14 protein-coding genes and 1 riboswitch are annotated in these 12168 nt (G+C 39.0%); of the genes, 1 reads left to right on the top strand and 13 read right to left on the bottom strand.

Annotation, left to right across the window (positions count from 1 at the left end; genetic code table 11):
• Positions 1-145: 145 nt before the first annotated feature.
• From TP70_RS05950 to TP70_RS06000, 11 genes are all read right to left on the bottom strand, one after another.
• Entirely contained in the window at positions 146-640 is a 495-nt protein-coding gene (locus TP70_RS05950) for a DUF456 domain-containing protein (protein ID WP_044360299.1), read from the bottom strand.
• Between the two features lie 36 nt (positions 641-676).
• Positions 677-1882: a sugar efflux transporter gene (locus TP70_RS05955; RefSeq protein WP_044360301.1), complete on the bottom strand. Its 1206-nt coding sequence runs from the start codon at positions 1880-1882 to the stop codon at positions 677-679.
• Positions 1883-2024: 142 nt separating this feature from the next.
• Positions 2025-2912: a LysR family transcriptional regulator gene (locus tag TP70_RS05960; RefSeq protein WP_044360302.1), complete on the bottom strand. Its 888-nt coding sequence runs from the start codon at positions 2910-2912 to the stop codon at positions 2025-2027.
• Positions 2913-3072: 160 nt separating this feature from the next.
• Positions 3073-3639, bottom strand: coding sequence for a ribonuclease FAU-1 family protein (locus tag TP70_RS05965; RefSeq protein ID WP_044360437.1), 567 nt, complete (start codon positions 3637-3639; stop codon positions 3073-3075).
• Between the two features lie 180 nt (positions 3640-3819).
• Entirely contained in the window at positions 3820-4296 is a 477-nt protein-coding gene (locus tag TP70_RS05970; RefSeq protein ID WP_044360438.1) for a cupin domain-containing protein, read from the bottom strand.
• Between the two features lie 5 nt (positions 4297-4301).
• Positions 4302-5015, bottom strand: coding sequence for a YebC/PmpR family DNA-binding transcriptional regulator (locus tag TP70_RS05975; protein WP_044360304.1), 714 nt, complete (start codon positions 5013-5015; stop codon positions 4302-4304).
• Positions 5016-5091: 76 nt separating this feature from the next.
• Positions 5092-6093, bottom strand: a complete 1002-nt coding sequence (locus TP70_RS05980) for a ThiF family adenylyltransferase (RefSeq protein WP_044360305.1) — start codon at positions 6091-6093, stop codon at positions 5092-5094.
• Positions 6093-6860, bottom strand: coding sequence for a thiazole synthase (locus TP70_RS05985; protein ID WP_044360307.1), 768 nt, complete (start codon positions 6858-6860; stop codon positions 6093-6095). Before TP70_RS05985 ends, TP70_RS05980 begins: the two co-directional genes overlap by 1 nt.
• A 1-nt stretch (position 6861) precedes the next feature.
• Positions 6862-7065 (bottom strand): sulfur carrier protein ThiS, encoded by a 204-nt coding sequence (gene thiS / locus TP70_RS05990; protein WP_240626979.1) that lies wholly within the window; start codon positions 7063-7065, stop codon positions 6862-6864.
• Entirely contained in the window at positions 7062-7661 is a 600-nt protein-coding gene (locus tag TP70_RS05995) for a thiamine phosphate synthase (RefSeq protein WP_044360309.1), read from the bottom strand. The genes thiS and TP70_RS05995 overlap by 4 nt, the downstream gene beginning before the upstream one ends.
• A gap of 93 nt (positions 7662-7754) precedes the next feature.
• Positions 7755-7864, bottom strand: a riboswitch (TPP riboswitch).
• Between the two features lie 89 nt (positions 7865-7953).
• A complete protein-coding gene (locus TP70_RS06000) occupies positions 7954-8595 on the bottom strand; it encodes a Bax inhibitor-1/YccA family protein (RefSeq protein ID WP_044360310.1) in 642 nt (213 codons plus the stop codon).
• Between the two features lie 283 nt (positions 8596-8878).
• Between TP70_RS06000 and TP70_RS06005 the strand changes: the two genes are divergently transcribed.
• Entirely contained in the window at positions 8879-9721 is an 843-nt protein-coding gene (locus TP70_RS06005) for a LysM peptidoglycan-binding domain-containing protein (protein WP_044360311.1), read from the top strand.
• Between the two features lie 483 nt (positions 9722-10204).
• Here the strand turns inward: TP70_RS06005 and TP70_RS06010 are convergent, their stop codons facing one another.
• Positions 10205-11206, bottom strand: coding sequence for an inorganic phosphate transporter (locus TP70_RS06010; RefSeq protein WP_044360313.1), 1002 nt, complete (start codon positions 11204-11206; stop codon positions 10205-10207).
• Between the two features lie 13 nt (positions 11207-11219).
• On the bottom strand, positions 11220-11837 hold the full coding sequence (locus TP70_RS06015; RefSeq protein WP_044360316.1) for a DUF47 domain-containing protein: 618 nt from the start codon (positions 11835-11837) through the stop codon (positions 11220-11222).
• Positions 11838-12168 lie beyond the last annotated feature (331 nt).

The raw sequence follows: 12168 nt of genomic DNA on the forward strand, positions 1-12168 counted from the left end.
TGAGTACAGGCTCACATTGCCTTAACTCCTCCTATGACACCATCATAGTGGGAGTTAATTATTTAGTTAATGGTCTTTTTTTTAAGTGTCCTTGACATGGGGTCCACTTTACCCTATGTGTCTTGTTGCTATCCTTTTTGCATGATTAAATCCATAACGCATCTACGAAAAACCAAATTACCATTACAAACATAATCACTGCTTGTACAACAGAACTTGTAAAAATAGCCGTTAATGCGCCAATACTTGCTTTTATCGCAGACTGAAATGCAATGCCTTGCAAAAGCTCTACAAATAAAACGGTGATAAATGGGACGATAATAATACCGAATGGTGGCAATATAAATGCACCAACAATCACACCGATGAGGGCTGCCCACTCCCCTTTTTTAGAACCACCGAAACGGGTCACAAAATAACGGCTAAGCAGTAAATCTGAAACGAAAATAAGCAACGTCCATAAGACTGCTGAGCCCCAGAACCACCATGATAACGTCTCATTATTAATCCCCCATTGATAGATAAAAAAGCCAATCCAAAGCATTAAAACGCCCGGTATAATGGGCTTCACTAAACTAATAAAGCCTAATATAAAAGCGCATATAATTAACAACCATAAAATTATTTGTAACCAATCCATGCTTTCCCTCCTTCCGAGCAATACACGTTCACACGCTTATGCTTGGGCACTGGCACGTACTTCTTTTTTCGTAAATAAAATTAAAATAAAACCACATGCAAGCGAGAGTGCAGATACATAAAAGACATTACCTAAACCAACCCAGTTACTCATCGCACCACCGAGCAAGTTACCGAGCAATTGTCCAATAACCATTGCGTTAGCGAACAACGTTGACGCATAACCAGGAAATTGCGGCAAAATGTCTTGGAAGTAACTAATCCCAATCCCTAACAATACCGCTAAAAAGGATGCTAATAACACTTGACCGACGAGCATCATTTGAACACTTTCAAAAAGTCCAATACTTGCAAAGAAACATGTCCCGCAAATAGCAGCAATTGCTAATAATGTACGTGTCGATACTTTACTCGCTACAATACCTAAAATAATCATAAATGGCACTTCTAATCCCGCACATAAACTCGCTAAATGACCGACATATTTTTCATCTTCATGTAAATAATTTGTAACGTATAACGGCATATTCAGCGTATACATCCATTGTCCAATATGAAGCAAAATAAACGCTAGAAATGGCACAATTAAATACGTGTGTGTTAACATCGACGGCGCATTTTGTTCTGTATGCGTACTGTTGCTCACAGGTTTTGCTGCCTTCACATCTTTAAAGAAGAACACTTGTAAAATCAATGTCGTTAAAATAATCGCAACGGTCCCACCAAACAAACCGTTATAGCCCATTGACTGATTTAAAATATTGCCGACTAACGGACCGAAAAGGAAGCCGAAAGAAAACATCGAACGTAATACAGAGTTTGCAAAAATAGCACGACTGCTTGACGTAGATTGATTAATCGACTCACGTGCTGAAGCATATAACTGAGGCATCGCTGGGGCAAATAGCCCTTGAAAAATAGCATATAAAATAATAAACAATATAATGTTGTCGACAAAAAATGGCAACGTAAAACTAATCGCCCCCATTAATAACGCCGCAATAATAATCGCTTTTCGATTGATGGCGTGCGTATCTGAAAAACGTGCAACAATCGTATTCATCGTAAACTGACTAATCGCTGCTAATGCTAATAATAAACCGAATTGATTCGTTGTCATGCCTAATTGATTTGTTGCAAATAACACGAAAAATGGTACGGTCACCGCAATGCCCATACCAATCAACATCATATTGACGACAAACAATTTATAATTTTTGATCGTTAATAACTCACGAAACATAAAATTCTCCTTTATTTTTATACTGGAAACTTATTTTTATTGCTTGGGCGTAAGGCAATTACCAAAAGCTTTAAATGTCCTACCCCCGCAAAGGTAACGCGTCAGATGAGCATATATCTAAAACATCTTAGCACTGCAGTTATTATGCATCCATCATGCTATGCAGAGCAGTTGTTTCTTTAATATATGATTTCAACACGCCGATAAATGCGCTCACTTGTGGCAATTGCATCATACTCATATCATAACTTAAATACGTCGCACGAACGAGCGGACGTTCTTCAATATCTACCTTCACCATTGCAAATTGATTTGGATCTAAATCTTTCGTCATAATCTCTGGTAAAATTGTCACACCGACGCCACTTAATAACAACGCTTTACATGTTGCAACTTGGTCCACTTTAATGCGTGCATGATAATCTTGTGACATATGTTGGTAATACCATGATTTAATTTGATTAATATACACAGGATCTGCTTGGAACTCTATAAATGGCAGTTTATGTAATGCTGTCGTCTTATTCTTCGGGTAAATAAAATAATGTTGATCATCCATTAAATGATCATTATGTTTATTTAACAATTGATTCCCACGTACGATCATAATGTGATAGTCATTGTAGTGCTTTTTAATATGATCACTAGAACCAACGTGTAACTTCACTTCTACGTTTGGATATTCTGCTGTGTAACGGCTCAACACTTCAGGTAACAGCGTCTGTCCGACTAAAGATGAACAACCGATGGATAGATTCCCGTTAATCGCACCGATATGCGCTTTAATCTTATCTTTAAATAAATGTTCTTGATTAAGCATTTCTTTGGCATGCGCAATGACCATTGCCCCTTCTGTTGTTGTAATCAATTGCTTTTTCGTACGGATAAAAATCTCCACACCAAAGTAACGCTCAATTGACTTCAAGCGTTGTGTCACGGCAGGTTGCGAAATGTACAATTGTTCCGCTGCCTTACGCAATGTTCTTGTTTCATCTAATGTGATGAGTAAACGATAATCATCCATCTTCATCACGGTTCCTCCTCTGCATGTTGGCATTGTCTATTTGTCTATGAGTGATATAAAGAAACACTAGACGACACATCGCCCAGCGTGTAATAAACTATGAAACATTTGTATCTTTTAGGGTGTGAGACAAAAAGCGTGTTTTACTTCAAATCGCTACTTTCAATCATGTCCCAGCTTCTAATTGTCCCCGTCTATGATACTTATGACGAATTTTGTTAAAACAATACATTGCTTTTTCTTGAATCGTCTTAAAGTCTTCATCGATTTGTATCATCAATTGGTGCGCAATAATATACGCTTCATGATACTGTTTGCGTGTAATTTGTTTCGTGCGCAATGCACGTTCCAAGTCGTCTTGGTCTACCAGTTCATATCGCCCGTCTGGCAGTGCCAATACATCTAAACATAAATCTACCGTTCGTGCCTTGCCCCTTTGTGTGATATTTTTTAGATTAATATCAAAATAATATTGCAGCGGTTGGCCCTGTGGATTAAACATCACAGTCAAGCTGTAACGTTTCTTTTCTGGTACAATTTGCAACCATTGATACTTTTCATCTGCTACAACCATCTTTTTACCTAGTACCGTCACTTCTAACGGTTCTCGTACTTTATTAATCGTAATCAAGCCAATAATCCCTTTAAACTTATTGTTATTGACCTTCACTTCTATATAATCACGGTCTAAGAGGCGACGCCAGTGACGCTTATCTATATACTTTACTTTCACAGCAACCATCCTCCTTTCGTTTATTATATAAAATTAATAGAACCCTGTCACTCGTTCGAGCATATGTCTAAAAAATGCGTGTGGTGCATGAATCAAAATGGCTGCCCACACTGCGCTCAAAGAAACACCCTTTTCTTACCACGTATGACGATAAGAAAGGGTGTCATTCATCTTATATTATTAAAGTGACTGTTTCGCATAGCGACGAATTATCGCTTCATGCTCGGGATATGTTTGTAACAATTCGTCTTGTGTAAACAACTTAAACTGTTCAAATTGGAATGCAGGTTGCACCATACAGCCTACCACAGCAAACGTATTCGGCATCTCAATTGATGAGGCGAATATTGTATGCTTCGGCACGACGTATTGTAGCACTTCGCCTTGATCAACATTTGGGCCGAGTTTTACCGCTTCATACGTATGATCTGGATGAATCATATGAATCGTCAACGTTTCACCGGCATGAAAATACCAAATTTCATCGGCATCTATTTGATGAAAATGTGAAATGTTCGTATCTTCTAACAAAAAGTAGATGCTTGAATAATTCGGGCGTTCTCCCGTCCTATCAGGGCTTACAATCGTTTGACGATAGTATCCCCCTTCAGGATGCGGGCTTAATCCTAAATGCTGAATCCACGCTTTCGCTTCCATAGTCATTATAACGCCACGTTATGGAACACATGTTGAACGTCTTCAAGATCTTCTAAGACGTCGATTAATTTTTCAAACGTCGCTAAGTCGTCACCAGCTAATTCTACTTCTGATTGCGGTAACATTTCTAATTCTGCCACTTCAAATTCTTGTACGCCAAGTGCACGTAATGCTTGTTGAACTGCTGCAAATTGATCTGGCTCTGCATAAACGATTGTTAAGTCGCCTTCTTCAATCACGTCGCGCACATCAATGTCTTGTTCCATCAATTGTTCTAATACTGTATCCGCATCATAACCTTCAAATGCAAATGTCGCTGTATGATCAAACATATACGCAACTGAACCAGATACACCCATGTTACCGCCGTTTTTACCAAAAGCAGCACGCACATCAGAAGCTGTACGGTTCACGTTGTTCGTTAAAGCATCAACAATTAACATAGAGCCACTTGGTCCAAAACCTTCATAGCGTAAGGCGTCAAAATTCTCATCGCCGCCACCTTTCGCTTTGTCGATTGCTCTATCAATAATATGGTTCGGTACAGAATACGTTTTTGCACGTTCTAAGACAAGTTTCAATGCTTGGTTAGATTCTGGATCTGGTTCGCCTGACTTCGCCGCTACATAGATTTCCTTACCAAATTTCGCATAAATACGGCTTGTATTCTTATCCTTTTGTGCTTTTTTCTCCTTAATGTTATTCCATTTACGTCCCATTCTTCCATCTCGCTTTCAATTGCTTTTTAGATTACCCTTTATTATACATGGTAATTTTATATGAAAGCAACATGTGTCAATCGTACACTGCTTCAAATAGCTGTTGACGCAACTTTTCAGCTTCTTGAATATCGTCAGCACCATAAATCAGTAACCGACCATCTTGATATAATGTCATCTCATAACCTTCACTGATCAAGCGTTTCACATACTCATTTTGTACCCCTACTGTCACATGCGGTTGTAAAGACGCTTGAAAGTAACGCTGTGGTAAGCGGAATTGAAATGCACCTCCACATAATGCACGGACACGCGCGATTTGCATATCGTCCAAACGTTGATAATGATGGTGTGCACAAACGTCACAATCCGCTTCTTTTAACGCTTGGACATTAACTCTGCGCATTTTGCCACTGTATATATCTATCATTGTCATATAACTTTCAAAAGTCCCGTGCATGAGGTAGCGAAACACTTCAGCGACAATAAGACTGCATGCTATATGCACAGCCGGTGGCAACACACCATTGATTTCACAACGTTCCATCGTATCGGGGACATCTGGCATGATACATTGCAAACAAGGTCCGTCATGATGTATTGGTAACACACTGACTTGACTCCCTACGACCGCACCATAAATATATGGAATATCCAATTTTCGCGTCGCTTCATTTAGCAAATAACGCATTTCAAACGTATCCATGCCGTCAAGTACAATATCTGGCTGTGCTTGTGTTAAAATATCCAAAATATTTTGTGCCGTAATTTCTTGGTTATATGCGACGACTTCTACATCTCGATTCATCGCATTTAAATGATGTTTTAATGCGACAACTTTTGGTAACATCGCTTCTGCATCAGCTTCTACATAGCCACTTTGTCGGTGTAAGTTAGATAATGTCACAATATCTTTATCGACAATCGTTATATGACCAACGCCACTACGCACGAGCTGTTCTGCCACACCACTGCCGAGTGCACCCACACCCATTACAATGACACGTAAATTTTGGAGTTGTTGTTGCCCATCTTGTCCAAAATGCGCATATTTGATTTGTCTGTCATAACGTTCCATTACAAAAAGCCAAGTCCTTCTGATGGGCTAGACTGTACCGCATTATATTTGATTGGAATACGCCCTGCTTCATAACTTAAACGTCCGGCTTCAATCCCTTTTTTCATCGCTTCTGCCATCTTTACCGGATCTTTCGCACGTGATACCGCAGAATTTAGCAAAATAGCGCCTGCACCTAATTCCATTGCTTCGGCACAATCTTTTGCTGAACCGATGCCCGCATCAACAATGACAGGCACACGACTTTTTTCAATGATATAACGCAAATTGAGTGGATTACTAATTCCTCTACCTGTGCCAATCGGTGACGCTAATGGCATAATCGCATGCACACCTAATGCTTCTAAACGACGTGCTAACACGACATCATCTGAAATATAAGGACAAACGATATAGCCTTTACTCAATAAAATTTCACACGCTTTATACGTCTCAAATGGGTCAGGCAACAACGTATCATCATCACCAATGACTTCAACTTTAATCATGTCACACACGCCCGCTTCATTTGCCAGCTCAGCAATTCGCACCGCTTCTTCCGCTGTTTTGGCGCCTGCTGTATTCGGGAACGTCACAAACTGTTCTAAATCAACATTCGCCAATGGATTCGGTAAATCACGATTATACAAATGCATACGTCGCACCGCAAACGTTAAAACTTCTGTTCCAGACGCTTCAATCGCTGCACTTTGTACTTGCTCATTTTCAAACTTCCCTGTTCCTAAAAACAATCTTGACTGAAATGTTAAATGTCCAATGTTAAACATCTTATCCGCCTCCTACAAATTCTAATAACTCTAATCGATCATCAGGTCGTAAATATGTCGTTACCCACGCAGAACGCTTCACGACCATTTCATTATGTTCGACAGCCATGCGTTTTGCTTCAATACCAAAATGATCTAATACATCTTGAATCGTCGTCTCATCTTGAAACTGCTGACATTCACCATTTACATAAATTTCCATCATGGCATCCTCTCCTTTTTTAACTGTTGCCAATGTTGTACCATCTCTTTAAATGTGGATGTTGACGTTGCAAATGCACTCTGAATACAAGCAATACCAGAAAATTGTGGTGCAACTTCTTTCACTGACGCAACATCAATGCCACCTATTGCGACAAGCGGCCAATGTTGCGACAACGCTTGTTGAATGGCGTCTTTCGTACGCGGTGCTTGCCCAGGCTTCGACGCTGACATAAACAGATGTCCATATACGCCAAAGTCTAACTGTCGATCACGTGCTGTTACGATGGATTCCACACTATGAGCAGACATGCTCACTTGATATGACGGCTTTTGTGCTTTTAACGCAAATGCCGTCATGTCACCTTCTCTAAAATGTAATTGCTGAATCCCCATGCGTTCCGCTAACGTCACGTCAGTGTGGACAATCACTTTCGATTTTGGAAACCCGGCTCGCAACAATGTTTCTATCCAGTTAACAAGCATGTCTTGTTCAGTCGGTGTACGTAATATCACGCCGTCAATATAAGTTTCTATGTCTAACAGTTTATCTATATGTGTCTGTGTCAAACGCTCATATGGTGTCACTACAACAATCATGGCATCACCCCTTTATGCGTACAAATTGCGTTTTACAACCAAAATAAAAAGCCACCTCTCTACATATCAGTAGAAAAGTAGCTTCACATCTATACTTAAGCAAAACCACTTTCCTACGCCAGTACTAACTGGATCAGGTTCAGGAATTTTGAATAAGCATTCAATCTCAGCCAACGCATCTCGTGGCACTTCCAGTGGATTAATTTTATTTAATTAACACGCTAATACTATCATAATAAAATGTGATACATGAATCAATGATAAATGGTTGTATCATTTTATCCCGTAACACTTAACGTCGCATCGTTTGTGCTAGGTTTAACGCATGACGAATAATGCGGAATAGGTTTAGAAATAGATTGAAGCCCATTTCTCTTGGTGCAAAAGCACCGCGTTTCAATCTATTAAAGTCATACAATGTATACAGTAAAAATAGCCCTAAACCGACAACAGATATTACTGTGTATAACATCGGTATATGGAAAATCCATGCGACGAGACTCATACAAATTAAAGCAATCAGTGTCACAAACAAATATTTACCCATGCTTGACGCATCACGAATAACGAAAAAGCCGAGCAATCCAAACACGATAAAACCTGTAATGGCTAAAAGAACAATCATTAAGAAAGTCTCTGCCCCAAGATTTGCTAAAGAATACATAAACGTCGCATAGGACAATAATCCTGCTACAATCGTGTAAATATGTGAAATGATTGGTCCACTAAAACGTGCACGTTGAACCACCATTGTAATCAGCACAAGTAATGCTAAACCAATCGACATCGGTTGACGCCATGCTGCTGGCAAAAATTGACCAAAGTACACGGAAATACCAAAAATCAACCAATAGTACATAAAAAATAACCAAACTTGTCCGTAACGTCTAGAATATGCTGACTGAGACGAACGACCTTCTGTTTTTGCGTTCATAAAACTCTCCTTCTTAACAAATGTTTGTATTGAATAAATGTTACAAAAATGTATGCACACAGTAAAATGATATGCTAAAACAGCGTAGCCCTTTTGCTTACTGTGCCTATGTTATAGCATGAAACCATTTGGTATTTTAAAACAAACCTATCTTGCAAACATTTTAAATTCATTACAGATTCGTAACATCGCCCACAAACGGATTAATCTTTGATACTATATACAAGAATAACAGAACAAAATGAGAAAATATATGAATCAAGATACATAAGGAGGCAATACTTTGAAAAAATTCGCATTTGCACTTACGTTGACATCTGGTGCGGCAGCAGTGCTTACACATCAAGATGCTCAAGCTTCAACACAACACGCAGTACAGTCAGGTGAATCTTTATGGACAGTCGCAGCACAATATGGCACAACAGTTGATGCAATTAAACAAGCGAATGGCCTAACAAACAACATGATTTTCCCTGGGCAAGTATTATCAATCGGTGGCGGTAGCGCAACAACGCAAAACGCTACACAATACAATGTCTCAACAACAAACGTATCAGGTGGCGGACATACTGTTATCGCTGGCGAATCTTTAGATCTTATCGCAGCACAATATGGTGTATCTGTTCAAGATTTAATGAACGCGAACGGCTTGAATGGTTACTTAATCCACCCAAATCAAACATTACAAATTCCAGGACAATCTAGTTATACGACAACAAATGTAAACACTGCAGCAGCAGGTGGCGCTACAGGTGTTACACAAGTGAGCAATGGTTACAACTCACCAACTTTCAACCACCAAAACTTATATGATTGGGGTCAATGTACTTGGCACGCTTTCAACCGTCGTGCAGAGACAGGTCAACCAATCAGCACATACTGGTGGAATGCAGATCACTGGGCAGGCGCAGCTGCAGCTGATGGCTATGTTGTCAATAACAGCCCACAAGCAGGCGCTATTATGCAATCATATGAAGGGCCAGTTGGTCACGTTGCATATGTTGAACGTGTAAACCCAGACGGTAGTGTCTTAGTATCAGAAATGAACTACAACACACCTCCAGGTCAAGTCGGCTATCGAACAGTACCTGGTTCACTTACAAGTTCATATAACTATATTCATTAATCATCCTTTTATATATGAAAGTGGAATGGCTAACGCTGTTCCGCTTTTTTGTATTTCTTTACCTTTTATATGAGCTGACAAGGAAAATTTTCATAGTACACATTACAAATGTAACATTAATAAACGGGGAAACAAGTATGCAAGGACATTATTGGGAGCGGGACAGAAAGCTCATTTTTACAAAAAGCTTTCGTCGTCCCGCCCCGGCAAGGGTGACTAGAAGTGAAAAAAGTTTTTTAAAACGCATTTTCACTTCAGACACCTACTGCCAATTACTGCTTTTCCGCTAATTATTTAGGATGATTTTCCTTATGTCCCAGCCCCGTAGGACTTAGCTGGAACGCCCTATTCTGCTAGAGCATGTATTTAGATTCATGATGTAATCGTTTCTATTGCGAGACTCCTTGTAGGAAAGTGAGCAATAAAGAAAAAAGATTGAGGCGTACTATCGACGTCCCAACCTTTAGATTTATTATGATTCGTTTAAAAAATTAAATTTAAAATAGCATAAATAATACCAGATAGTATCGCAGAGATTGGCAATGTAATAAACCATGTCACAATCATGCGTTTCGCCGTATTCCAATGCACACCTTTAATACGGTTAGCAGAACCCACCCCTAGGATAGAAGATGAAACAACGTGTGTTGTAGAAAGTGGGAAGTGCAATGATGATGCTACAAAGATTGTTAAAGCAGATGATAAGTCTGCTGCTGCACCGTTTGCAGGACGGATTTTCATGATGTTTCCGCCGACTGTTTTAATAATCTTCCAACCACCTACAGCTGTACCAAGTCCCATTGCTGCCGCACATGAGATTTTAACCCATAATGCTGGCTCGACACTTGTTTGCATGTTTGCAACGATCAATGCCATTGTAATAATCCCCATTGATTTTTGCGCATCGTTTGTACCATGTGAAAATGATTGTAACGCTGCCGTGAAGATTTGAAAAATACGGAAGTTACGATTTGTGCGTGCCAAATTCGCATTTTTAAAGACAACTTTTACAATTGAGTACATGATGTAACCGACTGTAAATGCGATGATTGGCGATAAAATTAATACGAGCACAATTTTACCGAAACCTTGTATGTGCAATACATTGATTGAACCTGCTGATGCAATTGCTGCACCTGCGATTGCGCCGATCAAAGCATGTGATGATGAACTTGGAATACCATAATACCATGTTACAAGGTTCCAAATAATCGCTGCAAGAATGGCTGCAAGCACAACAACTAACCCATTATCAAGTTCAAATGGATTAACAATCTCTTTTGTAATCGTTGATGCAACACCTGTAAATGTTAATGCACCAATAAAGTTCATAATTGCGGCTAAGAAAATCGCTTGTCTTGGCGATAATGCACGTGTTGAAACCGCAGTAGCTACCGCATTGGCTGTATCGTGAAACCCATTAATAAAGTCAAAAGCCAACGCAAATATAATAATAGCTATTGTTATAATCATCAAATATTCCATAAGTGAGGACTCCTTAGCTATTCTTCATGATAATTGTTTCAAAGTTGTTTGCGACTGTTTGACAACGGTCGGCGATATTTTCAAGACTTTCATAAATATCTTTAATTTTGATCAATGTCACTGGGTCTGTCTCACTGTTGAAAATGTGTTTAATAGATTGACGTAAAATACCATCACAATTCGTTTCATACTCTTTAATGTTAATTGAGTGCACACGCATATGTGATAATTTTTTCTCAGTCATTAAACCAATAGCTAACTTCATCTCACCAATGGCTTTTTGAATGTTCTCTACAAATTCTGACATGTATTCATCGGTATACTCAATTGAGTACATTTCAAACATGGCTGACGTTTCTTCCATTGCGTCAAGTACATCGTCAATCGCATTACATAACGACATAATATCTTCACGCTCGATTGGTGTGATAAATGTTTGATTCAAGTCCGTAATTACTTGATGCATCAAATCATCACCGTGAGATTCGTACGTCTTAATGTTTTCAGCATAAGTTCTCAAATCTAGGTGTGTTTTGAAGTCCATCTTACCGAACTCAACTGCAGCTCGATCTAAGTTGAAAATCATATCCTCTAGACGCTCCATGAACTTATCCTTTTTTTTCCTAATCATGTTAAATCCTCCGATCAGCGATTGGTACAATCACTTTGATAAATGTTTTGTTAACTTTATTATAAAACACTGTGAATTCAATGTTAACTTATAATCATGGATTGTTGCCAAATTGCCGTATATTTATTCAAATGACTTGTGTCACTTGTTTTCATGCAGATTTCATAATACTTATTGAAAGTATCATATATTACAGCGACCGACAATCAAATTTACAAAACCTTAACATTTTATTTACTTATCATCTCTTATGCACGCCACAAATAAAAATAAAGAGGTTAGGACTTAACAACATCATGCTCTAGGAAACCGATAAACGGTGTCCCAAAAG

Origin of the sequence: Staphylococcus microti (assembly GCF_000934465.1) — a bacterium.
GTDB classification, from domain to species: domain Bacteria; phylum Bacillota; class Bacilli; order Staphylococcales; family Staphylococcaceae; genus Staphylococcus; species Staphylococcus microti.

Coding starts and splice junctions, on each gene's coding strand:
- TP70_RS05950 (WP_044360299.1), bottom strand. CDS start 640: ATGGATTGGTTACAAATAATTTTATGGTTGTTAATTATATGCGCTTTT.
- TP70_RS05955 (WP_044360301.1), bottom strand. CDS start 1,882: ATGTTTCGTGAGTTATTAACGATCAAAAATTATAAATTGTTTGTCGTC.
- TP70_RS05960 (WP_044360302.1), bottom strand. CDS start 2,912: ATGAAGATGGATGATTATCGTTTACTCATCACATTAGATGAAACAAGA.
- TP70_RS05970 (WP_044360438.1), bottom strand. CDS start 4,296: ATGGAAGCGAAAGCGTGGATTCAGCATTTAGGATTAAGCCCGCATCCT.
- TP70_RS05975 (WP_044360304.1), bottom strand. CDS start 5,015: ATGGGACGTAAATGGAATAACATTAAGGAGAAAAAAGCACAAAAGGAT.
- TP70_RS05980 (WP_044360305.1), bottom strand. CDS start 6,093: ATGGAACGTTATGACAGACAAATCAAATATGCGCATTTTGGACAAGAT.
- TP70_RS05985 (WP_044360307.1), bottom strand. CDS start 6,860: ATGTTTAACATTGGACATTTAACATTTCAGTCAAGATTGTTTTTAGGA.
- thiS (WP_240626979.1), bottom strand. CDS start 7,065: ATGATGGAAATTTATGTAAATGGTGAATGTCAGCAGTTTCAAGATGAG.
- TP70_RS05995 (WP_044360309.1), bottom strand. CDS start 7,661: ATGATTGTTGTAGTGACACCATATGAGCGTTTGACACAGACACATATA.
- TP70_RS06000 (WP_044360310.1), bottom strand. CDS start 8,595: ATGAACGCAAAAACAGAAGGTCGTTCGTCTCAGTCAGCATATTCTAGA.
- TP70_RS06010 (WP_044360313.1), bottom strand. CDS start 11,206: ATGGAATATTTGATGATTATAACAATAGCTATTATTATATTTGCGTTG.
- TP70_RS06015 (WP_044360316.1), bottom strand. CDS start 11,837: ATGATTAGGAAAAAAAAGGATAAGTTCATGGAGCGTCTAGAGGATATG.